Source organism: Bacillus sp. AFS037270 (assembly GCF_002585305.1).
On the sequence record NZ_NUNF01000011.1, the window covers coordinates 1 to 24,792 of the forward strand.

At 40.7% G+C, this 24,792-nt stretch carries 23 protein-coding genes; 22 read left to right on the forward strand and 1 reads right to left on the reverse strand.

Annotated features, from left to right (window positions below):
• Positions 1 to 148 precede the first annotated feature (148 nt).
• The 10 genes from def to spoVM all read left to right on the forward strand — a co-directional run bounded on the left by def (position 149) and on the right by spoVM (position 9,700).
• The gene (def, locus tag COD92_RS05235) at positions 149 to 634 is read left to right on the forward strand and encodes a peptide deformylase (protein ID WP_098528787.1); all 486 of its coding nucleotides are present in this window, start codon (positions 149 to 151) and stop codon (positions 632 to 634) included.
• Positions 631 to 1,572 (forward strand): methionyl-tRNA formyltransferase, encoded by a 942-nt coding sequence (gene fmt / locus COD92_RS05240; protein ID WP_098528785.1) that lies wholly within the window; start codon positions 631 to 633, stop codon positions 1,570 to 1,572. The genes def and fmt overlap by 4 nt, the downstream gene beginning before the upstream one ends.
• A 1-nt stretch (position 1,573) precedes the next feature.
• Entirely contained in the window at positions 1,574 to 2,920 is a 1,347-nt protein-coding gene (rsmB, locus tag COD92_RS05245) for a 16S rRNA (cytosine(967)-C(5))-methyltransferase RsmB (RefSeq protein WP_098528783.1), read from the forward strand.
• A gap of 44 nt (positions 2,921 to 2,964) precedes the next feature.
• Entirely contained in the window at positions 2,965 to 4,056 is a 1,092-nt protein-coding gene (gene rlmN, locus COD92_RS05250) for a dual-specificity RNA methyltransferase RlmN (protein WP_098528781.1), read from the forward strand.
• Between the two features lie 4 nt (positions 4,057 to 4,060).
• The gene (locus COD92_RS05255; protein ID WP_098528779.1) at positions 4,061 to 4,813 is read left to right on the forward strand and encodes a Stp1/IreP family PP2C-type Ser/Thr phosphatase; all 753 of its coding nucleotides are present in this window, start codon (positions 4,061 to 4,063) and stop codon (positions 4,811 to 4,813) included.
• A complete protein-coding gene (gene pknB, locus COD92_RS05260) occupies positions 4,814 to 6,883 on the forward strand; it encodes a Stk1 family PASTA domain-containing Ser/Thr kinase (RefSeq protein ID WP_098528777.1) in 2,070 nt (689 codons plus the stop codon). It begins immediately after the preceding gene.
• Between the two features lie 99 nt (positions 6,884 to 6,982).
• Positions 6,983 to 7,864 carry a ribosome small subunit-dependent GTPase A gene (gene rsgA, locus COD92_RS05265; RefSeq protein WP_098528775.1) on the forward strand — a complete coding sequence of 294 codons (882 nt, stop codon included), beginning with the start codon at positions 6,983 to 6,985 and terminating at the stop codon, positions 7,862 to 7,864.
• Between the two features lies 1 nt (position 7,865).
• Positions 7,866 to 8,510: a ribulose-phosphate 3-epimerase gene (gene rpe / locus COD92_RS05270; RefSeq protein ID WP_098528773.1), complete on the forward strand. Its 645-nt coding sequence runs from the start codon at positions 7,866 to 7,868 to the stop codon at positions 8,508 to 8,510.
• Positions 8,511 to 8,705: 195 nt separating this feature from the next.
• A complete protein-coding gene (locus COD92_RS05275; protein WP_098528771.1) occupies positions 8,706 to 9,353 on the forward strand; it encodes a thiamine diphosphokinase in 648 nt (215 codons plus the stop codon).
• Positions 9,354 to 9,616: 263 nt separating this feature from the next.
• A complete protein-coding gene (gene spoVM, locus COD92_RS05280; RefSeq protein ID WP_098528769.1) occupies positions 9,617 to 9,700 on the forward strand; it encodes a stage V sporulation protein SpoVM in 84 nt (27 codons plus the stop codon).
• Positions 9,701 to 9,866: 166 nt separating this feature from the next.
• On the opposite strand, the gene rpmB is transcribed toward spoVM, so the two are convergent.
• On the reverse strand, positions 9,867 to 10,055 hold the full coding sequence (gene rpmB, locus COD92_RS05285) for a 50S ribosomal protein L28 (RefSeq protein ID WP_007087786.1): 189 nt from the start codon (positions 10,053 to 10,055) through the stop codon (positions 9,867 to 9,869).
• Positions 10,056 to 10,341: 286 nt separating this feature from the next.
• Between rpmB and COD92_RS05290 the strand changes: the two genes are divergently transcribed.
• The 12 genes from COD92_RS05290 (at position 10,342) to smc (ending at position 24,780) form a co-directional block, all read left to right on the forward strand.
• Complete coding sequence (locus tag COD92_RS05290) at positions 10,342 to 10,704, forward strand: Asp23/Gls24 family envelope stress response protein (RefSeq protein WP_098528767.1); 363 nt, start codon at positions 10,342 to 10,344, stop codon at positions 10,702 to 10,704.
• 15 nt (positions 10,705 to 10,719) lie between these two features.
• Positions 10,720 to 12,402, forward strand: a complete 1,683-nt coding sequence (locus COD92_RS05295; protein WP_098528765.1) for a DAK2 domain-containing protein — start codon at positions 10,720 to 10,722, stop codon at positions 12,400 to 12,402.
• Between the two features lie 124 nt (positions 12,403 to 12,526).
• Positions 12,527 to 13,189, forward strand: coding sequence for an L-serine ammonia-lyase, iron-sulfur-dependent subunit beta (gene sdaAB / locus COD92_RS05300; protein WP_098528763.1), 663 nt, complete (start codon positions 12,527 to 12,529; stop codon positions 13,187 to 13,189).
• Between the two features lie 85 nt (positions 13,190 to 13,274).
• Positions 13,275 to 14,159 carry an L-serine ammonia-lyase, iron-sulfur-dependent, subunit alpha gene (sdaAA, locus tag COD92_RS05305; protein WP_098528761.1) on the forward strand — a complete coding sequence of 295 codons (885 nt, stop codon included), beginning with the start codon at positions 13,275 to 13,277 and terminating at the stop codon, positions 14,157 to 14,159.
• Positions 14,156 to 16,204, forward strand: coding sequence for an ATP-dependent DNA helicase RecG (recG, locus tag COD92_RS05310; RefSeq protein WP_098528759.1), 2,049 nt, complete (start codon positions 14,156 to 14,158; stop codon positions 16,202 to 16,204). The genes sdaAA and recG overlap by 4 nt, the downstream gene beginning before the upstream one ends.
• A 176-nt stretch (positions 16,205 to 16,380) precedes the next feature.
• Complete coding sequence (fapR, locus tag COD92_RS05315) at positions 16,381 to 16,944, forward strand: transcription factor FapR (RefSeq protein WP_098528758.1); 564 nt, start codon at positions 16,381 to 16,383, stop codon at positions 16,942 to 16,944.
• A gap of 13 nt (positions 16,945 to 16,957) precedes the next feature.
• Positions 16,958 to 17,962 carry a phosphate acyltransferase PlsX gene (gene plsX, locus COD92_RS05320; protein WP_098528756.1) on the forward strand — a complete coding sequence of 335 codons (1,005 nt, stop codon included), beginning with the start codon at positions 16,958 to 16,960 and terminating at the stop codon, positions 17,960 to 17,962.
• A gap of 10 nt (positions 17,963 to 17,972) precedes the next feature.
• Positions 17,973 to 18,920: an ACP S-malonyltransferase gene (fabD, locus tag COD92_RS05325; RefSeq protein WP_098528754.1), complete on the forward strand. Its 948-nt coding sequence runs from the start codon at positions 17,973 to 17,975 to the stop codon at positions 18,918 to 18,920.
• Positions 18,917 to 19,660, forward strand: coding sequence for a 3-oxoacyl-[acyl-carrier-protein] reductase (gene fabG, locus COD92_RS05330; RefSeq protein WP_098528752.1), 744 nt, complete (start codon positions 18,917 to 18,919; stop codon positions 19,658 to 19,660). Before fabD ends, fabG begins: the two co-directional genes overlap by 4 nt.
• Positions 19,661 to 19,904: 244 nt before the next feature.
• Complete coding sequence (gene acpP / locus COD92_RS05335) at positions 19,905 to 20,138, forward strand: acyl carrier protein (protein ID WP_098528750.1); 234 nt, start codon at positions 19,905 to 19,907, stop codon at positions 20,136 to 20,138.
• Between the two features lie 284 nt (positions 20,139 to 20,422).
• Positions 20,423 to 21,160, forward strand: coding sequence for a ribonuclease III (rnc, locus tag COD92_RS05340; RefSeq protein WP_098528748.1), 738 nt, complete (start codon positions 20,423 to 20,425; stop codon positions 21,158 to 21,160).
• A 53-nt stretch (positions 21,161 to 21,213) separates the two neighbouring features.
• Positions 21,214 to 24,780 carry a chromosome segregation protein SMC gene (gene smc / locus COD92_RS05345; protein ID WP_098528746.1) on the forward strand — a complete coding sequence of 1,189 codons (3,567 nt, stop codon included), beginning with the start codon at positions 21,214 to 21,216 and terminating at the stop codon, positions 24,778 to 24,780.
• Positions 24,781 to 24,792 lie beyond the last annotated feature (12 nt).

Sequence of the window (24,792 nt, forward strand, 5' to 3'; positions counted from 1 at the left end):
GACGGATTGGCTTATGACCCGAGCCCCTAGGCGATGCAGCTAGACAAACCGAAAAGCGGAAGCGCCTTGACGCTTCAGCGGGACATTTCTCGAAGATTAATAATATAAAATATACAGCTAAAAGCTTGGGCATATTGGAGGAACAAAATTGGCAATTAGAAAAATAGTGATTCACCCTGCTGATATACTAGAGAAATCTTGCAAAGCAGTAGTGAGTTTTGATAAAAAATTAGCACGTATCTTAGATGATATGTATGATACGATGATTGAATTTGATGGGGTTGGACTTGCTGCCCCGCAAATTGGACTTGACGCCAGGATAGCGATTGTGGATATAGATGATGAACACGGCACGATTGAAATGATTAACCCGCGCGTTATTGAAACATCAGGAGAACAAACGGACCCGGAAGGCTGTCTCAGCTTTCCCGGACTATATGGCGAGGTTACACGGCCTAATTATGTGAAGATTGAAGCTTTTGACCGAAAAGGAAGAGAGTATACGCTTGAGGCCGAAGGTTTCTTAGCCAGAGCAGTTCAACATGAAATCGACCATCTTGACGGTATTCTATTTACCACAAAAGTTTCAAGATATCTTGAGGAAGAAGAGTTAAAAGGAGTAGAAAGTGAATGACCAAAATTGTTTTTATGGGTACCCCGGATTTTTCAGTGCCTGTTTTACAGCAAATCATTAAAGATGGTTATGAGGTGATAGGTGTAGTAACCCAGCCTGACCGGCCAGTAGGGCGAAAGAAAGTGTTAACTCCTCCCCCTGTAAAGGTTGAGGCAGTCAAACACGGTATCCCAGTCTATCAACCAGAAAAGATCCGCCAAGAAGAGGAGCTTGCCAAAATTTTAGCATTAAAACCAGATTTAATTATAACAGCTGCTTTTGGGCAAATTTTACCTAAGAAGCTGTTAGATGCTCCAAAATTCGGCTGCATCAATGTTCATGCTTCCTTGTTACCTGAACTTCGCGGCGGTGCACCAATACATTATGCGATCATTCAAGGAAAAAAGAAAACGGGTGTCACCATTATGTATATGGTCGAAAAATTAGATGCTGGTGATATCTTAACTAGCGTAGAAGTACCGATTAGTGAAAATGATAATGTTGGTACACTTTTTGAAAAGTTAAGTACAGCTGGGGCTGAACTGTTATCAGAAACTCTGCCTCTTTTATTGGCAGGTCGTCTTACCCCCAAGCCCCAAAACGAGGAAGAAGCTACATTTGCCACTAACATTAAACGGGAACAGGAAAAGATTGATTGGGAGAAAGCGGGAGAGGAAATTTATAACCATATCCGCGGGTTAAACCCATGGCCAGTTGCGTTTACGACCATGGAGGGTCAGGTTTTAAAGATTTGGCAGTCCGAAAAAGTCGCTGGTTTAAAGGGGGAACCCGGGACGATTTTAAAAATAGAATCAGATGGCTTCACGGTTGGAACTGGAAATGAAACAGCAATTAAAATTATTGAATTACAGCCTTCAGGTAAAACCAAAATGCAAAGTGAACAATTTTTAAGAGGTGCTGGTTCAAAAATTACATTGAGCAGTAAGCTAGGAGAATAAGATGACCTCTACGAAAAAAAATGTACGTGCAATCGCAATGGATCTTTTAGTGACCATTGAGAAAAACCAATCCTATAGCAATTTACTTCTTAACAGCACAATTGAAAAAAACCAATTGTCGGCAGTAGATGTCGGATTATTAACAGAACTAACGTATGGAACATTGCAAAGACGAATGGCCCTAGACTTCTACTTACATCCTTTCATCAAAGATAATAAAAAATTAGCCAATTGGATCCATCATCTACTTAGATTAACGCTATATCAAATGGTTTATCTCGATCGGATACCAGATCGGGCTGCTATTTTTGAAGCCGTAGAAATTGCCAAAGAACGCGGGCATAAAGGGATTGCCAGTTTGGTGAATGGCGTGCTAAGAAATATCCAGCGGCAGGGGCTCCCATCCTTAAATGATGTGGCCGACCCAATCGAAAGATTAGCACTTGAAACCAGCCACCCGGTATGGCTTGTTACAAGATGGGTTAACCAATTTGGGTATGATAAAACGAAAGAAATGTGTGAAATTAATTTAACTGCACCAATGCAAACGGCGAGAGTTAATCTTACCAAAATTTCTAGAGATGAATGTGTTTCCCTATTAGAAGAGGATGGATTTCAAATTGAGAAAAGTCCAATTATCCCAGAAGCAATCAGGTCATTAAAAGGGAATTTAGCTTCGACGATATCCTTTAATTATGGAATGTTCACCATCCAAGACGAAAGTTCAATGCTGGCTGCTTATGCATTGGGTGCAATGGAAGATGAATATATTCTCGATGCATGTGCAGCGCCGGGCGGGAAAAGTACCCATATTGCTGAAAAAATGAATAATACGGGTGAAGTGATATCGGTTGACCTTCATCAGCACAAAGTAAGATTAATCAATGATAATGCCAAGCGATTAGGGTTATCAAATATCATTACAAGTGTTGCAGATTCTAGACATTTACAGGAAAAGTTCAAGTTTGAATCATTCGACCGAATACTTCTCGATGCGCCTTGTTCCGGACTTGGGGTAATGAGAAGAAAGCCTGACATGAAATATACCAAAACTGAACAAGACATAGAACGTTTAAGCAACATCCAGCAAAACCTATTAGAGTCGGTTACCCCGCTCCTAAAAAAAGGCGGTATTCTTGTCTATAGTACTTGTACAGTAGATAAAGCGGAAAATGAACATACAGTTAAGGCATTTTTAGAGAATCATCCGGAGTTCGAGGGTGATATCACTTTTAAAAGCAGGATGCCAGAAGCCATTCAACCATTAATTACAGGTTTTGATTTGCAAATTTTCCCTCAGGATATTGGCTCCGATGGGTTTTATATTGCCGTTTTAAGAAAATCGTAAGAGCCTTGGCGCTCGAGCCAGACAATAGAAAGTAGGTGTAACAGTTGGAACAATTAAATACAACTGAGACAAAAACAACAATGGACATTAAGAAAAAGTCAATCTACTCCCTTCAGCTGGAAGAATTAAAAAACTGGCTGTCAGAGAATGGTGAAAAGTCATTCCGTGCCGAGCAAATTTTCGATTGGCTCTATAAAAAAAGAATTACCTCTTTTGAAGATATGAACAATTTATCAAAGGGCCTGCGGGAAAAACTAGATGAACATTTTCAGATTACCACATTGAATACGATTATCCAGCAAACTTCTGCAGATGGAACTATTAAATTCTTATTTGAGCTTCATGATGGCTACTCAATTGAAACGGTGCTTATGAGACATGATTATGGGAATTCAGTTTGCGTCACCACACAGGTAGGCTGCCGAATTGGCTGTACCTTCTGTGCCTCGACTCTCGGTGGGTTAAAAAGACACCTAGAAGCAGGAGAAATTGTTGCTCAAGTTGTCAAGGTACAACAAGCTTTGGATGAAACTGATGAGCGGGTAGACTCTGTGGTGATCATGGGGATAGGCGAGCCGTTTGATAATTACGACAACATGTTAGCCTTTTTAAAAATTATCAATCACGATAAATCATTGAATATTGGGGCGCGCCATATTACCGTTTCGACCAGTGGAATCGTTCCAAAAATCTATCAATTTGCAGATGAAAATACGCAAATTAATTTTGCCATTTCACTTCATGCACCAAATACCGAACTTCGTTCTAGATTAATGCCAATTAATAAGGCATATAAACTTGATGACTTAATGAAAGCAGTACGGTATTATATCGATAAGACAGGTCGACGTATTAGTTTTGAATACGGCCTTTTTGGTGGTGTAAATGATTCAACAGAACACGCTGAAGAATTAGCAGCCCTCTTAAAAGGGCTAAAATGTCACGTGAATTTAATTCCTGTTAACTATGTACCAGAAAGGGATTATGTTCGTACACCAAGGGATAAAATTTTTGCTTTTGAAAAAACATTGAAAAACTTAGGTGTTAATGTAACTATCCGCCGAGAGCAGGGGTCAGATATTGCTGCAGCATGTGGACAACTTCGTGCAAAGGAGCGGAAGGAAGAGACGAGGTGAAGGGATGAAAGCCGTATTTCAAACAGATAGAGGGAGAGTGCGTCTTCATAATGAAGATGCCGGTGGTGTATTTAGAAATAGGGACGGTTTCCGCCTCGCCATTGTTGCCGATGGGATGGGCGGTCACCGTGCTGGTGACGTAGCAAGTGAGATGACAATCAGTGCTTTAAAAACAGAATGGGAATCAGCAAATGGGATAAATACGGCCGGTGATGCTGAGAGCTGGCTTAAAGAGCAAATTAAGAAAGTCAATCTATTATTATTGGACCATGCAACCAATAACACTGAATGTGACGGGATGGGGACAACGATTGTTGCTGCCATTACCACGGACACTTTTGCTACAATTGCCAATATTGGTGACAGCAGAGGTTATTTGCTAAACGAATCCGGCTTTAAACAGATTACCGAAGATCATTCCCTTGTTAATGAACTCGTTAGATCCGGACAAATATCAAAAGAGGATGCCGAACATCATCCACGGAAGAATGTTTTATTGCGGGCATTAGGGACGGAAAAAACAGTCGAAATGGATATCAAGACAATCATTTTTGAAGAAGGAGACATCCTTTTACTTTGTTCCGATGGTTTATCCAATAAAGTCAATGAAGCAGAGATGATGGAATTATTGCAAAATGATGGAAATTTACAACAAAAAGCAGACACCCTTATCTTACTTGCAAATGAAAATGGCGGAGAGGATAACATTACACTGGCTATTGTCGAGTTTTCTGAAACACGCGAGGATGATGTTTAGATGTTGATTGGAAAAAGATTAAGTGGCCGCTATAAAATATTGGATATGATTGGCGGAGGAGGCATGGCCAATGTCTACTTGGCCCATGATATGATCCTTGACCGAGATGTTGCGGTGAAAATGCTTCGACTGGATTTTGCCAATGATGAAGAATTTATCCGCCGATTCCGCCGGGAAGCACAATCAGCAACAAGTCTTGCACATCCAAATATTGTAAGTATCTACGACGTTGGCGAAGAAAATGATCTTTATTATATTGTGATGGAATTTGTAGATGGTCAGACGTTGAAACAATACATACAACAAAATTCACCACTTCGAGTGGAGGATTCCATTGGAATCATGAGACAGCTTACGTCAGCTATCTCGCATGCCCATCAAAACCATATTATCCATCGTGATATAAAACCGCATAACATTTTGGTAGACCACGAAGGTAACGTGAAAATCACGGATTTTGGTATTGCGATGGCACTTAGTGCAACGAGTATCACGCAGACTAATTCCGTCTTAGGTTCCGTGCATTACTTATCACCTGAACAAGCACGAGGTGGCATGGCCAACGGGAAGTCCGATATATATTCACTAGGGATCGTCATGTTTGAACTATTGACAGGCAGGCTGCCATTTTCGGGGGAGTCAGCGGTGTCGATTGCTCTTAAGCACCTTCAGTCGGAAACCCCTTCTGTCAGAAGATGGAATCCAAACATCCCGCAAAGTGTTGAGAATATTGTCTTAAAGGCTACCGCAAAGGACCCCTTTCATCGTTATAATAGTGTAGATGAAATGGAGGACGATCTGCGTACGGCCCTTGATCCAGAGCGAATGGATGAACTGAAGTTTACCATTCCAGTCGATGATGATGCTACAAAAGCAATTCCAGTGATCACAAATCACCAACCCTTGAAAAGTTTGGATGAAACAATGGTCCATAGTAATGAAAAAACAGCGAATAACCAGAAAGATACGTCAAATAAAGGAAAAACAAACACAAAAAAGCGGAAAAAGTGGCCGATTGTTTTAATATCTACTTTTTTAGTTCTAGTCATTCTTGCTATATTAACTTTTACCTTTTTACCAAGTTTGTTAGCTCCTAAAGATGTAAAGGTACCGGACTTAAGCGGTATGACCTTAGATGATGCTATTTCCAAACTCAAGTTAAAAGGATTAGCAGCTGGTAATCAAGTTGAAATTTCTGATGAAAATGTCAAAGAAGGTAATGTAATAAAAACCGTCCCTGAAAGCGGTAGTTCTGTAAAAGAAAATTCAAAAATAACTATCTATGTTAGTACGGGTAAAGAAAAATATGAATTGTCCGATTATGTCGGGCGGGATTATGATGATGTTAGTCGTTTACTAGAAGATCAGGGATTTAAAGATATCCAGAAAATCGAAAAAAACGATGACAGTGAACCTGGAACCATTCTCAGTCAAAATCGATCCGCCGGAGAAAAGGTCGTTCCTGAAGAAACAGACCTCGAGTTTGAAGTCAGTAAAGGGCCGGAAAAAATTATTTTAAAAGATTTAACCCAATACAATTTAAAAATGGCCCAAGACTATGCTTCTTTGGTAGGTCTAACCATAGATGCTTCAGAGGAAAAATATGATGAAAATGTTCCTGCTGGTATGGTAATTTCGCAGAATCCAGCCCCAGGGACTGAATTAGAAAAAGGTGACAAAGTTAAGGTAGTCATATCAAAGGGGAAAGAAGATAAGCCGCCTAAAGAAGTGATTATTGAGTTAGCCATTCCATATGAGCCAGCTGTACTAGGAGAGCCAGGCCAGAAACAACTTGTGAACATTTTAATCGAGGATATGAACCACAGTATGACTGAACCTGCAGATACCTTTTATATTACGGAAAATACGAAAAAGCAAATTAAATTAATGATTCCCTATGGCAAGAAGGCCGGTTACAAAGTCATTCGTGATAACAAGGTGATTATCGATGAAAATAAAAACTATTCAGATGTAGATTCAGAAACTACATCTGAATCAACACCAGTAACAACTTCAGAAACCAATACTGGTACAACTACGGACACAGCGACTGACACAACGACAGAATAATTAGTATTACTCTGATCCAGAATAAGATGGATAAAATTCGTGTAGATTTTAAAGGAAGAAATTAATTATTTGGTAAGTAAAAGGGCAAGGAGTGTAGCTATGCCTGAAGGAAAAATTGTCAAAGCGTTAAGCGGTTTTTATTATGTTCTTCATGATGACAAACTAATTCAATGCCGCGGCCGTGGCGTTTTTAGGAAGAACAAGATCACCCCGCTGGTTGGTGATGAAGTTGTTTTTCAAGCTGAAAATGACTTAGAAGGTTATATTTTAGAAGTAAAAGAACGTAAAAATGAATTGGTTCGTCCGCCGATTGCCAATGTGGAACAAGCAATCCTTGTCTTTTCAGCGGTCGAGCCAGATTTTAGCACCGTGCTTTTAGATCGTTTTCTTGTCTTGGTGGAGTTTAACGTAATAGAACCATTAATCTGTATTACCAAGATGGACCTCACCAATAAAGAAGAAAATGAGAAGATTGTTGAATATGCAGACCAATATAGGGCTGCAGGATATGAGGTAATTCTAACCTCATCTGAAACAGAAGTAGGAATTGAACTGCTAAATCCGCATATCGAAAACAAGATTTCGGTCTTTGCCGGGCAATCAGGTGTCGGGAAATCATCATTGTTGAACGTGTTAAGGCCTGATCTAGAATTAAAAACAAATGATATTTCTTCACACCTTGGTAGAGGTAAACATACGACTAGACATGTTGAGCTTATTAAGGTTGGAAATGGACTCATTGCTGATACTCCAGGTTTTAGTTCGTTAGAGTTCAATAATATTGAAGTAGAAGACTTAGCTTCTTGCTTTCCAGAGATTCAAAGAGCGAGTGAAAATTGTAAATTCCGTGGCTGCCTGCATGTGAATGAGCCAAAATGCGGGGTAAAGGCAGCTGTTGAATCAGGTGAAATTCCGTCCTATCGGTATAAGCATTACGAGGATTTTTTGCAGGAAATTAAAGATAGAAAGCCGAGGTATTAACATGGTGAAAATAGCACCTTCTATACTTTCAGCCGATTTTTCAAAGTTGGGGGAAGAAATTATTGCAGTTGATCAAGCGGGAGCGGATTATATCCATATTGATGTGATGGATGGCCACTTTGTACCAAATATAACGATTGGCCCGCTTATTGTAGAGGCTGTTCGGCCAGTTACCAAGCTGCCGCTGGATGTCCATTTGATGATCGAAAATCCCGATCACTATATTGAGGCTTTTGCTAAGGCTGGAGCAAATTTTATTACTGTGCATGTCGAGGCGTGCCGCCATCTGCACCGGACAATTCAAAATATCAAATCATTTGGGGTTAAGGCTGGTGTCGTCCTGAACCCAGCCACTCCTGTCGAGTCAATACAACATATTATCGGGGACATTGATATGGTGTTATTAATGTCAGTTAATCCAGGCTTTGGGGGGCAAACCTTTATACCTGAAGTACTTCCGAAAATAAGAAAGGTTAAGGAAATGGCGGAGCAAAAAGGGCTGTCAGTTGAGATTGAGATTGATGGCGGTGTCAATCCAGAAACGGCAAGACAATGCATCGAAGCGGGTGCCACTGTTCTTGTGGCTGGTTCTGCTGTCTACAATCAAAAGGACTATAAGCAGGCCATTTCACAACTAAGAGGGTAAAGCCAGGCTTACAAAGCTGGCTTTTTCTTTTAAATAGATAAGGTAATTGACTTTGAGAATTGTCNNGCTATCGCTTTCTGTACGCATTAAGGGCGACTAGTCTTTGACCCTGCTTTCGCTGGCCAGTCGACAAGTCGCCCTATATCGGGGCTGACCAAGGCGCTTGCGCTTTTCTTATGTAAAGGGGAATGTTTGATGATTATCAATATACTTGCAGGGGGACCAGAAGAGTTACTGCCTGATTTAAGCAGTTATCAAGGAGATGAGACAATCTGGGTAGGGGTTGACAGGGGGGTTTTTCACCTGCTTAACCGAAACATTATCCCGGAAAAAGCATTTGGAGATTTTGATTCTGTTAGTGAAGAAGAGTTATCAGTCATTGAACATCAAGTAACCGGCATAAAAAGATATAAACCTGAAAAAGATGAAACCGATATGGAGCTTGCCCTCAATTGGGCCCTTGAACAAAAACCCGAAAGTATCCATCTGTTTGGCGCCACTGGCGGAAGGCTTGATCATTTGCTCGCAAATGTCCAATTGCTGCTGAATCCGATTAAAGCAAATAACCCTGTCAATGTTTACTTAGTTGATGAAAAAAACATTGTTTTCTTAAAAGAGGCGGGACACTATAAAATTAAAAAAATGGCTTCAAAAAAATATATTTCGTTTGTCCCTCTAACCCTTGATGTTACTGATCTCACGCTTGAAGGCTTTAAATTTCCGCTTAAAAACCGTCATATCTACCTTGGTTCCACACTATGTATTAGTAATGAACTTATTAGTGATTATGGTACTTTTTCATTTTCCAAAGGCATATTAATAGTGATAAGAAGTAACGATTAAATGTTTAGTAACTATTTAAGTACTGCCCTTTGAAATTAGACTAATGCCTAGCTGCGGCGCCTAGGGGCTCTTGGGTCTAAGCCAATCCATCAAGAAGGTAAAAAGCAACCTTCTTGAAGGCTCGTCTTATGCTTGTCGCCCCTGGTCAAGGCGCCTTCGCTTTAAGTTTTTGGTACTGATTTCGTTCGTTTGAATACTATGTAGGGGCGTGCGGAAAAAGTGGCTTTAAAATAAGCTGTGGTAGATTTGTGAGGAGGGACAGTATGAAATTTTATACAATTAAACTGCCGAAATTCTTAGGCGGACTTGTCCGGGCAATGATTGGAGCATTTAAAAAAGGCGAATAGAAACAGACCTTTTAAATTCATGGGCACCCTTCTGATTGGGTGCTTTTTATTTGCATTTTAGGTAATACTAAAATGCATAGTTTTAAAATGTTCTTTTTTGTTCAAGAATGATCGAGAACAATTTTGTCAAAAGAAAAAGCATCCAATAAATGGATGCTCGCATGCTTTATACGCGTTCTACTTTACCAGATCTTAACGCTCTTGCAGAAACCCAAACACGCTTAGGCTTTCCGTCAACAAGAATACGTACTTTTTGTAGGTTAGCACCCCATGTACGCTTGTTAGCGTTCATAGCGTGTGAACGTGCGTTACCAGTTGTTGTTTTCTTTCCAGTTACTACACATTTACGTGGCATTATGATTTCCCTCCTTAACTACCAAAAGCTTAGAACAGCATCTATTAGATGTTCATTTGGATATAGAAAATTGTATAAAAATTTTCTAGACTTGAGATACCTTAATAATTTATCACACAACCAAATTGATTGCAATAGTTGTGTACAAACCTTTCAAGAAAAAATCCTTGACATAGGTATTTGTTAAAGGCTGTTATTGTATCAGACAAGTATGGCTTTCATTATTTGATTGACTATAGTAAAATGACTTTAGTCAAAGAGCAATTATCCAAAGGGGGAACGATTCATGTCCATTGAATTAAAAACAAAGTACGGACAAATTGATATTTCAAATGAAGTAATTGCAACAATTGCCGGAGGAGCAGCAATTGAATGCTACGGAATCGTCGGAATGGCCTCTAAAAACCAAATTAAAGATGGAATCACGGAAATACTACGTAAAGAAAACTTTACTCGTGGTGTGATTGTACGCCAAGAAAACGAGGCATTACATATTGATATGTACATTATTGTCAGCTATGGAACGAAAATTTCCGAAATTGCCCACAACGTGCAATCAAAGGTTAAATACACCCTCGATCAGACAGTTGGACTTGCCGTTGACTCGGTTAATATTTACGTTCAGGGAGTTCGTGTTACGAACCCGTAGTGAGGAGGAAAGTTTGTGTCAATAACTGCATTAGATGGAAAACGTTTCGCCGAGATGGTGATCCAGGGTGCCAATCATTTGTCTGCAAACGCCAAAATGGTTGATGCATTAAACGTTTTTCCGGTCCCCGATGGTGATACCGGTACTAATATGAATTTATCGATGACCTCCGGTGCAAAGGAAGTAAAAAATAATAGTCAGGAACATATTGGTAAAGTAGGAGCAGCTCTTTCAAAAGGTTTGTTAATGGGAGCACGTGGAAATTCCGGGGTTATTCTCTCGCAATTATTCCGTGGCTTCTCAAAGGCAGTGGAGTCTAAAGCCGTCATTTCTGGAAGTGATTTTGCTCATGCCTTAGAATCAGGTGTAGAAACAGCTTATAAGGCTGTTATGAAGCCTGTCGAGGGGACTATTTTAACAGTTGCAAAAGATTCGGCTAAGGGTGCCGTTGCGGCAGCTCAAAAGTCAGAAGATATTATCTATATTATGGAAGAAGTTTTAAAAGAAGCGAAGGCATCCCTTAAGCGCACACCAGATTTGCTTCCTGTCTTAAAGGAAGTAGGCGTTGTTGATAGCGGCGGACAAGGACTTGTTTTTGTATATGAAGGCTTCCTAGCACAATTAAAGGGCGAAAGTCTGCCAGAATCATCGGACTTGATTCCTTCCATGTCGGAGTTAGTTAGTGCAGAACACCATAAAAGTATTCAAGGACACATTAACACGGAAGATATTGTGTTTGGTTATTGTACCGAATTCATGGTTCGTTTTGAGCAGGAGAAGGTGGCAAAACATCCGTTTGATGAAGTTACCTTCCGCAATGATTTAAGTAAATATGGTGATTCCTTATTGGTAATTGCCGATGAAGATGTCGTTAAAGTCCACATCCATTCGGAACAGCCAGGTGAAGTGTTAACCTATGGTCAGCGGTATGGTAATTTGATTAACATGAAAATTGAAAACATGCGTCAGCAACATACAAATATTGTTGGTGAAACACATGTGGCAGCGAAATCTGAAGCTAGCCAGGCAATAAAAGAAACGCAGGAATATGGCATCGTTACAGTATCAATGGGCTCAGGAATTGCGGAGTTATTCCAGAGCATTGGAGCACATGCTGTCATCGAAGGCGGGCAAACGATGAACCCGAGTACAGAGGATATCGTGAAAGCGGTTAAAGATGTCCATGCGAAAAAGGTATTCATTTTGCCAAACAACAAAAACATCATCATGGCGGCTGAACAAGCAAAGGATGTTGCCGATGAAGAAATTTATGTCATTCCTTCTAAGACAGTACCGCAAGGTTTATCGGCTCTCTTAGCCTTTACCCCTTCTGCAGCCGTTGATGAGAATGAAGCGGCCATGAAGGAAGCATTAAATCATGTCAAATCCGGGCAAATCACATTTGCTGTTCGTGATACCTCTATTGATGGCTTAGAAATTGAAAAAGACGATTTCATGGGAATCTCAGAGGGGAAAATTGTCGTAAAAAACAAAGATAAAGGGAAAGTGTCTGAAGACCTATTATCTAAGATGCTTGATGAGGACTCTGAAATTCTTACCATTATCTACGGTGAAGATGTAACAGAGGAAGAAGTAGCGAAACTAACTTCGTTCGTTGAGGAAAATTATGAAGATGTAGAAATTGAAATTCATGATGGTGGACAACCATTATATTCATATATCTTTTCAATTGAATAAGAAACAGCTAAAATAGAAGGGGGACTTTGTCATTCCCTTCTTTTTTGTGTCTAAAAATTTTTAAACAAATTTCCTCCTGGATACCGTAATATAAAGATAGAACTACACTAAGGAGAGAGACCTAATGAAATATAGAAGTGTGTTCGATATCATTGGTCCAGTTATGATTGGACCATCTAGTTCTCATACAGCTGGGGCAGCGAGAATCGGAAGAGTGGCTAGAAGCTTATTTGGCAGAGAACCCAAATGGGCTAATATTTCTTTATATGGCTCATTTGCTAAAACTTATAAAGGACATGGTACAGATGTAGCCATTGTAGGCGGCTTACTAGATTTTGATACAGATGATACAAGAATTATTCATGCGATCGATCTCGCAAAACAAAAAGGAATGAAACTTCGTTTTATTGAAGAAGATGCAATTACAGATCACCCAAACACAGCAAGAATCATTATTGGAGATCAAAATGGTGAGTTGGAATTGGTAGGGATCTCAATCGGCGGCGGGAAAATTGAAATTATTGAGCTAAATGGCTTTGAATTAAAGCTTTCAGGAAATCATCCAGCCATTTTAGTTGTTCATAATGACCGTTTTGGAGCGATAGCCAGTGTGGCTCAAATTCTTGCCAAATATGAACTGAATATCGGCCATATGGAAGTCGCCCGCAAAGATGTTGGCAAGATGGCCCTTATGACGATCGAAGTAGATCAAAATATCGATAACAAGATTCTTACAGAACTCGAACAGCTTCCTAACATATTAAAAGTAACAAAAATTGTAGAATGATACGAAAAGAGGAAGCGCCTTGACCAGGGGATTATGGTCCTGAGTCCACAGGCGCTGCAGCTAGACATCAAGAGGGGGAAGGTTTGTGTTTCGTAATGTCGCTGAATTAGTAGAATTGGCCATTAGCCAAAATAAAAAAATATCCGAGATCATGATTGAGCAAGAAGTGACGGTTACAGGCAGAACTAGAGAAGAGGTCCTTTCTTTTATGGACCGGAACTTAACGGTCATGGAGAAAGCAGTGGAGAGAGGCTTAAAAGGAGTAACCTCACACTCAGGTTTAACCGGAGGTGATGCTGTCCTTCTACAAAAATATATTGAAAAAGGGAATTTTTTGTCAGGTGAAACCATTCTTGATGCAGTAAGTAAAGCGGTTGCGACAAATGAAGTAAATGCAGCAATGGGAACCATTTGTGCAACTCCAACTGCAGGCTCAGCTGGAGTTGTACCGGGTACCTTATTCGCTGTGAAAAGGAAACTCAATCCAACTAGAGAACAAATGATTGCATTTTTGTTTACCGCCGGTGCATTTGGATTTGTTGTCGCTAATAATGCGTCGATTTCAGGAGCAGCCGGGGGGTGTCAAGCAGAGGTTGGTTCCGCGGCAGGAATGGCAGCGGCAGCAATTGTAGAAATGGCGGGCGGATCACCAAATCAGTGTGCAGAGGCAATGGCCATTACCTTAAAGAACATGCTTGGATTGGTCTGTGATCCTGTAGCCGGCCTTGTGGAAGTTCCTTGTGTGAAACGGAATGCGATGGGTGCAGCCAATGCCATGGTGGCGGCGGATATGGCGTTAGCTGGAATTACAAGCCGTATTCCATGTGATGAAGTAATTGATGCTATGTATAGAATCGGCCAATCGATGCCGACTGCCTTAAAAGAAACAGCGCAGGGAGGGTTGGCGGCTACACCGACAGGTCGTGAACTAGAGGCTAAGATCTTCGGTATACCGCTCAAAGAAAAGTGAGTTCAGAACTTAATCAATCAATAACCGCGTTAAAAGGAATTGGGGAAGAAACGGCAGAATCCTTTGCGGAAATGAGGATTTATACAATCCGTGATTTATTAGAATATTTTCCTTACCGATATGAAGATTATTCGCTTAAAGACCTGGCCGAAGTGCAGCATGATGAGAAAGTGACAGTGGAAGGGAAGGTTCATAGTGAGCCTTCTCTTAACTATTTTGGCAGGAAGAAGTCAAAGTTGACCCTTAGGCTTTTCGTTGGGTCTTACCTGATAAAGGTAGTTTTCTTTAATCAGCCCTATTTAAAAAGTAAAATCCACATGAATGAAACCATTACTGTCACTGGTAAATGGGATGCACATCGTCAAACCATTACTGCAAATGAAATGCAAATGGGATATAACACGAAGTCAACCGACTATGAACCTGTCTACTCCTTAAGAGGTAAGGTCACAACAAAAGGGATGAGGAAGTTTATTCACCTTGCTTTCCAACAATATGGGCAGCAGATAGAAGAGACTCTTCCGGAAACTTTCTTGAAAAGATATCGTCTAATGGGCAAACGGGATGCACTAAAAATCATGCACTTTCCAAATAGTCCAGAGGAAGTTAAGCAAGCAAGAAGGCGTTTTGTATATGAAGAATTTCTATTGTTTCAATTGAAAATGCAAGCACTAAGGAAATTTGAACGAGAGCATTCACCAGGGATTAAGCAAAAATATGACTTGGATAAATTAATGGAGCTAATCAATAGTCTTCCATTCCCATTAACAAATGCCCAAAAGAAGGTTGTTAATGAGATATTAGCAGATTTAAAATCACCCTACCATATGAATCGTCTTCTCCAAGGAGATGTAGGTTCCGGTAAAACGGTTGTAGCTGCCATTGGGCTTTATGCAACAGTAACAGCGGGCTATCAGGGGGCCTTAATGGTACCAACAGAGATTTTAGCAGAGCAGCATGAAGAATCCTTAAAAAATATGTTAGAACCAGTTCATGTCAGATGCGAACTTTTAACAAGCTCGATTAAAGGTAAACAGAGACGTGAAATTCTCCAAGAGTTAAAAGAAGGCAAGGTCGATATCTTAATCGGTACCCATGCACTCATCCAAGATGAGGTTTCGTTTAACAAACTCGGGTTTGTCATTACAGATGAGCAGCACCGTTTTGGGGTGGAGCAGCGAAGGATTTTGCGGGAAAAAGGCGAGAATCCAGATGTTCTGTTTATGACAGCAACTCCTATTCCTCGAACACTTGCCATTACGGTTTTTGGAGAAATGGATGTGTCGATCATTGATGAGATGCCCGCGGGAAGAAAATCAATTGAGACCTATTGGGCAAAACCGGAAATGCTAGAACGGGTCCTCGGGTTTATTGAAAAGGAATTGACGAAAGGACATCAGGCCTATGTGATTTGTCCATTAATTGAGGAGTCAGAGAAGCTTGATGTGCAAAATGCGATTGATGTTCATTCGACGTTAAGTCATTTTTTTCAAAACCGCTTTAAAGTTGGGCTGATGCATGGCCGCCTATCATCAGAGGAAAAAGATTCGGTGATGAAGGCATTTAGTGAAAATGAAGTACAAGTCCTTGTTTCCACAACTGTTGTCGAGGTGGGAGTAAATGTTCCTAATGCGACCATGATGGTCATTTATGATGCCGAGCGATTCGGTCTTTCGCAGTTGCATCAGCTGCGTGGCCGTGTTGGACGTGGGAGTGCTCAGTCATACTGTGTACTTTTGGCAAGTCCAAAATCTGAAGTAGGCCAAGAAAGAATGCGGATTATGACTGAAACAAATGATGGGTTTGTATTAAGTGAAAAGGATTTAGAGCTAAGAGGGCCTGGGGACTTCTTTGGGAAAAAACAAAGTGGAGTTCCGGAGTTTAAGGTAGCCGATATGGTACATGATTATCGGGCACTTGAAACAGCCAGAAGTGATGCAAGCATGCTGATCAGTTCAGAGTTTTTTTGGACAGACCCAGAATATCAATATTTGCGTAATAAAATAAAAGAATCAGGAGTGTTAGAAGGGGAAAAACTAGATTAAATAGTAAAAATTCCTATCCCTTCCAAACCGTCTATTCAGTGCCCGGCGACTCGTATTTCACTCGAAGTAAGCCGGGCACTTCCGCATTTCTTTTAAATTTAATCTTGCAATCTGTCTTTTTAAATTTTATACTACTCATAGTACCTAGTCATAAGAGCTCGGACGGTGTGAAAATCATGAGAAGAAGCAAAAAAGAACGCCAACAATTATTAACTTCTACCATTAAAGAAAATCCTTTTATTACGGATGAGGATTTAGCTGAAAAATTTCAAGTGAGTGTTCAAACCATCCGTCTTGATCGCTTGGAGTTATCCATACCGGAACTGCGTGAACGAATTAAAAACGTTGCCGAGAAACGGTTTGATGATGAAGTTCGTTCCTTACCGTTAGAAGAAGTAATTGGTGAAATTATACATATTGAACTAGACCAAAACGCCATCTCTATTTTTGATGTAAAAAAAGAACATGTGTTCAAGCGTAATAATATTGCGCGCGGACATCACGTTTTTGCTCAGGCGAATTCACTTGCTGTTGCTGTCATTAATGACGAATTAGCCTTAACGGCCAAAGCGAATATTCAATTTAAACGTTCTGTAAATCTAAATGAACGGGTAATTGCCAAAGCAAGGGTAACCAAAATAGAGGATACCGGGAGAACGTTTGTGGAAGTAGAGAGTTTTGTCAATAACGAACTGGTTTTTACAGGAGAATTTGAAATGTACCGTTCGAAAAATAATTAAGGGGATGAGACACATGAAAATAGCAATCGATGCCATGGGCGGAGATCATGCCCCAAAAGAAATTGTATTAGGTGCAATGAAGGCTGTTCAGGCCTTTTCTGATATACATATTACCCTTGTTGGGGACGAAAACAAAATCAAAGAAACACTAACAAATCACGAGAGAATTTCTTGTTTACATACAACTGAAATAATACTTGGAACCGATGAACCAGTTAGAGCGGTTCGCCGAAAAAAAGATGCTTCCATGGTGTTAGCCGCTAAACAAGTGGCCGATGGGTTAGCTGACGCCTGCATTTCTGCTGGGAATACGGGTGCATTAATGGCTGCTGGTCTATTTGTTGTAGGGCGAATTGAAGGGATTGACAGACCGGCCCTTGCGCCTACATTGCCAACCATTGGAGGAGAAGGCTTTCTTTTGCTGGATGTTGGTGCAAATGCCGATGCCAAACCAGAACATTTAGTTCAAAATGCCATCATGGGTTCGATTTACAGTGAAAAAGTTAGAGGTATTGAACGGCCGAGAATAGGGCTCTTAAATATCGGAACGGAAGAAAAGAAAGGTAATGAGCTCACAAAAAATACGTTTACCTTATTAAAAAATACGAATTTGAATTTTGTCGGCAATGTCGAGGCACGTGATTTACTTGACGGTGTTGCGGACGTCGTGGTGACCGATGGATTCACCGGTAATATGGTGTTGAAAACACTTGAAGGGACCGCTCTATCGATGTTTAAAATGCTGAAAACAGCATTGATGAGCAGCTTTACAAGCAAACTGGCAGCAGCAGTCCTAAAGCCAAACCTAATGGCGCTAAAAAATAAAATGGACTATTCAGAGTATGGCGGTGCTGCCCTATTCGGTTTAAAGGCACCTGTCATCAAGGCGCATGGCTCATCCAATGCCCAAGCGATCTTTAGTGCAATCAGGCAGACAAGGGAAATGGCGGGCAACAATGTAGTCCAATTAATTCAAAAAGCAGTAGCAGAATCTGATTCTGTTAAATTAGAACAATAGAGGTGTTGAAATGAGTAAACTAGCCTTTGTTTTTCCAGGACAAGGTTCACAAACAGTAGGAATGGGGAAAGAGTTAGCGGAAAAACATCCGGAAATTATGGAGTATTTTTTAAAAGCTGATCAAAGACTGAATGTCCCTTTAAGTAATCTGATTTTTGAAGGTCCAAAAGAAGAGTTGACTTTGACGTATAATACCCAGCCAGCATTGCTTACAACAAGTATCGCCATCTTAGACTTCTTTCAACAATCCGGGGTAAAGGCTGATTTTGTTGCCGGTCACAGCTTAGGAGAATATACAGCTTTGGTTGCTGCCGGGGTGCTATCTTTTGAAGATGGAGTATACGCCGTCCGCAAACGAGGAGAGTTTATGGAGCATGCGGTACCAAATGGTGAGGGTTCCATGGCTGCTGTTCTCGGGTTAGATCGGGATGCGCTTCAAAAGGTTACAGAAGAGGTCAGCGAAACAGGTATGCCAGTTTCATTAGCCAACTTAAACTGTCCGGGCCAGATTGTCATTTCCGGATCAAGGGAAAGTGTAGAGGCTGCAGGTGTGAAAGCGAAAGAAGCGGGGGCAAAACGTGTACTGCCTTTAGAAGTAAGCGGACCTTTCCATTCTACGTTAATGAAACCGGCAGCTAATCAATTGCGTGAAGTCCTAGATGGTCTTGAAATGAAGAATGCCGAAATCCCTGTAATCGCAAACGTTACGGCCGAACCAATTAGTGCCAGTTTAGAAATTAAGGATAAGTTAATTGAACAACTATACTCCCCGGTATTATGGGAAGACTCCGTTGAAAAGATGATCAGTCTTGGGGTTGATACATTTATTGAGATTGGACCTGGGAAAGTTCTTTCAGGCTTAATCAAAAAAATTGATAAGACAGTCAAAACGTATTCAGTATCGGATGAAGCGAGCGCTCAAAACGTATTGGACGCTTTAAAGGAGGAAAAACTATGATTTTAGCAGGGAAATTTGCTCTTGTAACAGGAGCATCCCGGGGAATCGGCAGAGAAATTGCTCTGGAACTGGCAAGACAAGGTGCCAATGTGGCCGTCAATTTTGCAGGCAGTGAAGCAAAAGCAAATGAGGTTGTCGATGAAATTAAGGCTATTGGCCGAGATGCCTTTGCAGTAAAATGTAATGTAGCCGATACTGAAGCAGTGTCAGAAATGGTGAAAGCGACAGTAGACCGTTTTGGAAGACTAGACATTCTTGTTAATAATGCAGGGATTACCCGCGATAATTTGTTAATGAGAATGAAGGAAGAGGAATGGGATGATGTCATCAACACCAACCTAAAAGGTGTGTTCCTTTGTACAAAAGCCGTAACTAGACAAATGATGAAGCAGCGTGTTGGCCGCATCATTAATATTGCTTCTGTTGTAGGTGTAAGCGGAAATCCAGGTCAAGCCAACTATGTGGCGGCAAAAGCTGGTGTTATCGGCTTAACGAAAACAACTGCCAAAGAACTGGCATCACGTAATATTACGGTAAACGCGATTGCGCCTGGGTTTATTACCACCGATATGACAGACCAATTATCGGAAGAAGTAAAGGCAGAAATGTTAAAGCAAATTCCTCTAGCTCGTTTAGGCGAACCAAAGGATATCGCCAAAATTACCGCCTTTATCGCATCTGATGATTCATCCTATATTACCGGCCAGACGCTACACGTTAACGGCGGAATGGTCATGTAAAAGGAAAAGTGGAAGCGTCTTGCCCAGAGGAGACAGGCTTAAGACCCCGTGCTTCTAGACGCTGTAGCTAGACAGCACGAAGAGCGACAGATTTTTCGTGTTGACTTATCGCAGGGAGATGGGCGAGGTATACTAGTCCTGGGCGCTAGACCTGAACAATTCTCAAGGTGAAAAATTTCTTCTAAAAGATTATGTATTATTTTGTTGAAATACTCTATAATAGCTTGAGGGGAGGTGAACAAGCATGGCAGAGGTATTAGAACGTGTTACAAAAATCATCGTAGACCGCTTAGGTGTTGATGAGTCTCAAGTTAAGCTTGAAGCTTCATTTAAAGATGATCTTGGCGCTGATTCCCTTGACGTAGTTGAACTAGTAATGGAATTAGAAGATGAGTTCGATATGGAAATTTCTGACGATGATGCTGAAAAGATCAGTACAGTTGGTGATGCTGTTAATTACATAAATAGCAGTAAATAATCCCGTTAGATTTATTCAAAAGCTCCGTTTTCAAACGGAGCTTTATTCTATCTAGCGACGGCGCCAAGGGGCTCTTAGGTCTAAGCCAATCCGTCAAGAAGGTTAAAGAGCAACCTTCCTGCCGGCTTGTCTGTAGCCTTGCGCCCCTGGGCATGGCGCCTTTGCTTTTCTTTCTGTATGATAGAACTTGGCAAACTATCTGCCAAGTTTCTTTGCGTTTTCATAAAATCTTTTTTAAACTCTTATTAGGTAGATTGTAAATTTGATGCAAGGTGGAGAAATTCATGCGCAAGAACGGTAAAGAAAATGAAGTAAATCGCGCAAAAGAAAATCAATTTAAGGATTTTCAAACCTCAATCGGTGTGACGATTGAAAACGAAAAATTATTAAAACAAGCATTTACTCATTCATCCTATGTGAATGAGCATCGCAGAAAGCCATTCGAAGATAATGAAAGGCTTGAATTTTTAGGAGACGCTGTCCTCGAATTAACGGTTTCAAAATTCCTTTTTAAAAAATACCCTACGATGACTGAAGGAGAATTAACGAAACTACGTGCTGCTATCGTTTGTGAACCTTCACTGGTAGCCTTTGCAAATGACCTGGAATTTGGTAAATACATTTTGCTTGGTAAAGGGGAAGAGATGACTGGCGGCAGGGAACGCCCAGCACTGCTTGCTGATGTGTTTGAAGCCTTCATTGGTGCGTTATATTTGGATCAGGGAATTGAAAAAGTCGTCGAATTTCTCGAGAGAGTGGTTTTTCCTAAAATAAATGCCGGTGCTTTTTCTCATGTGATGGATTTTAAAAGTCAATTGCAAGAGCTTGTTCAGCGTGATGGAGCTGGAATTATTGAATATCGTGTCCTGCAGGAAAAAGGACCTGCCCATAATAAGGAATTTGTTTCGCGAGTATCCCTTAATGGGGCAGAACTTGGTGTGGGATCAGGAAAATCCAAGAAAGAAGCGGAACAGCATGCGGCTCAAATGGCTCTTAAAGTATTAAAAACAAAAACAACTTAGAAATGACAATGTCGGCAGGAGAAATCCCCGTGCAGCATAGGGAGGATAACGAAATGTTTTTAAAACGGTTGGACATTATTGGCTTTAAATCTTTTGCTGAACGCATTGAAGTTGATTTTGTTCCTGGAGTAACAGCTGTAGTTGGTCCTAATGGGAGCGGCAAAAGTAATATTACCGATGCCATTCGCTGGGTATTAGGGGAACAATCGGCTAAGTCTTTAAGAGGCAGCAAGATGGAAGATATTATTTTTGCTGGAAGCGATTCTAGAAAGGCCCTTAATTTTGCCGAAGTGACACTGACATTGGACAATACCGATCAAGGATTAGGGATTGATTTTAATGAGGTTAGTGTGACTAGAAGGGTTTCCCGCTCGGGTGATAGTGACTTCTTCATAAATAAACAGTCATGCCGCCTTAAAGATATTATTGATTTATTTATGGATTCCGGTCTTGGCCGTGAAGCTTTTTCAATTATCAGCCAAGGAAAAGTTGAGGAAATTTTAAATAGTAAGGCTGAGGAGCGCCGGACCATCTTTGAAGAAGCTGCAGGAGTTTTAAAATATAAGAACCGCAAGAAAAAGGCAGAAGTCAAACTGTTTGAAACACAGGATAATTTAAATCGTGTAAATGATATCCTCCATGAGCTTGAAGGACAAGTTGAGCCGCTGAAAATTCAAGCATCAATGGCAAAAGACTTTTTAGAGAAAAAAGAAGAGCTTGAAAAGATTGAGGTGGCGTTAACGGTCTTTGAAATCGAAGACCTTCACCAAAATTGGGAACAACTTTCCAAACAGTTTGAGGTACACCAACAGGAAGAACTAAAGCTTTCTTCAGAATTGCAGGTCAAGGAAGCGGCAATTGTTGAAACAAGGGACAAAATGGCTGCAATAGATGAGTCAATCACAGACTTGCAGAATGTACTCTTACATGCCAGTGAAGAACTTGAAAAGCTTGAGGGCAGGAAAGAAGTTCTCAAGGAACGGAAAAAGAATGCTGCGCAAAATAAGGAACAGTTAAAAGGTAATATTCTAGAACTAACAGAACGTATTAGTCTGTTAAAGAAAAATAGGGAATTACAGGCTGATACCGTAGAGGAACTAAGAAACCTTGTTGAAAAACTGCAATCCGAACTAAAAGAACGGCAAGAGAAGCTTCCACTATTTTCCGAGAATATCGAAGAAAAAATCGAAGCGTTAAAAAGCGAATATATCGATTTATTAAACGACCAAGCCGGTGCAAAAAATGAAATAAAATATATAAATCAGCAATTGGAGCAGCAAGAACGTAGAGGTGCCCGTCTTGATGCTGAAAATGAAAAATATCTGGAAGAGCGTCTAAACGCTCAAAGTAAAAAGCGAGAAATTCAAAATTCCTTAGAAGAGGTACAAAAGAAATTAGCAAGTCAGTTAGTATCATATCGTGAGGGACAGCGTGAGCTTGAAAATGTTAAGAATAATTACGATAAACAAGAAAAAACATTGTATCAAGCCTATCAGCTGCTCCAGCAGGCAAAGTCTAGGAAAGATATGCTCGAAGAGATGGAAGAAGACTTTGCAGGTTTTTTTCAAGGTGTAAAAGAGGTTTTAAAGGCTCGGGACCATAAGTTAAAGGGAATTGAAGGAGCGGTAGCTGAGCTTGTAACTGTTCCAAAGGATTATGAAACAGCTATAGAAACAGCCCTTGGCGGTGCTCTTCAGCATATTGTGGTGGATACGGAGCAGAATGCCCGGACGGCCATTCAATATTTGAAGCAGAATTCATTTGGACGGGCTACACTTTTACCGTTAAGTGTTATTAAAGGGCGGCCTTTATCATCTACACAGCTTTATTCCATTCAAAACCACCCTTCGTTGATTGGACCGGCTGTCAGTCTCGTTAAATTTGATCCAAAGTATTCTGAGGTTATGAATAATCTGCTCGGAAATGTAATCATAACAAAGGACTTAAAAGGAGCGAATGAATTAGCGAAAATCCTGCAATACCGCGCTAGAATGGTCACATTAGATGGCGATATCGTGAATCCTGGCGGTTCGATGACCGGTGGAGCGGTAAAGCAAAAATCAACGTCCCTGTTAACGAGAAAAGGGGAGCTTGAAACTTTAAAAGACAAGCTCATCATAATGGAAGAAAAAACAGCAGGCTTGGAAACTGCCGTTAAGAGGTTAAAAGCAGAGGTTCAACAAGTTGAAAAGCAAGTAGATGAAATCCGGCAAGATGGGGAGTCATTACGCTTAACGGAACAATCTGTTAAGGGGGACCTCCGTGAGGCCGAGCTGCAGGAGAAGAACCTTAATGACCGTTTAGCCCTTTATGACCTTGAAAAGGGGCAGTTGACTGAAGAGAGAGAATCACTCTTAAAAAGAAAAATGGAGTTAGCGGAGGCTTTCGAGTCCTATAAGCTAACGATTGCCGAGCTAGATGCCCAAATTACGATACTAACAGAACAAAAAACAAGTGATCTAAGCTCAAAAGAAACTCTAACGAATGAAATTAATGAATTGAAGGTAGAGTTTGCCTCAAAGAATGAACAGTTTACCCATGCAAAAGAACGTTTGACGCTACTTAATGCTGATTTAAAAGAGAGTGAGCAAAAGCATCTCATTTTTACAGAAGATCTTAACCTCTTAACTTCGGAAATGACGAATAGTTCCTCAGGGGAAGAACAATTAGAAGCAGCCGCAAATAGAAAGCAACAGGATAAAGAAGCAACATTAAAGTTAATCACGGAAAGAAGACAAGAACGCTTGTCGATGCAAGACTCACTCGAGAATATGGAATTAGAAGCAAAAGAGTTAAAGCGACTTCATAAAGGGATGATCGTCGTATTGAAGGATGAAGAGGTAAAGATCAACCGATTGGATGTGGAACTAGAAAATCGGCTTGCGCAGTTAAGGGAAGAATACCTCCTTTCATTTGATGGAGCGAAGGAACAATATCCATTAACCATTCCGGTAGACGAAGCGAGAAAAAGGGTTAAATTAATCAAGCTGGCGATTGAAGAGCTAGGCAATGTCAATCTTGGGGCGATTGAAGAATACGAACGGGTTTCTGAACGCTATGAATTCTTAAATGAGCAAAAGACGGATCTGCAGGAAGCCAAAGATACCCTTTATATGGTTATTGATGAAATGGATTCAGAAATGAAGAGACGTTTTGAACAAACCTTTGAGGGGATTCGCGAACATTTTGAACCGACGTTCCGAACTCTTTTTGGCGGTGGAAGGGCTGATTTAGTTTTAACTGAACCGCAGGATCTCTTAAATACCGGTGTAGAAATTGTTGCTCAGCCGCCGGGGAAAAAACTCCAGAACCTTGGACTCTTATCTGGAGGGGAACGCGCACTTACGGCGATTGCCCTGTTATTTTCGATTTTAAAAGTCCGTCCGGTTCCATTCTGTATTCTTGATGAGGTGGAAGCAGCCTTGGATGAAGCCAATGTTCACCGTTTCAGCCAATATTTAAAAAAGTATAGTAAAGAAACACAATTTATTGTCATTACGCACCGAAAAGGTACGATGGAAGAGGCCGATGTCCTATATGGGGTAACCATGCAGGAATCAGGGGTGTCAAAGCTTGTATCCGTCCGTTTGGAGGACACAAAAGAACTAGTTGAATCATAATTGAAGGAAGTG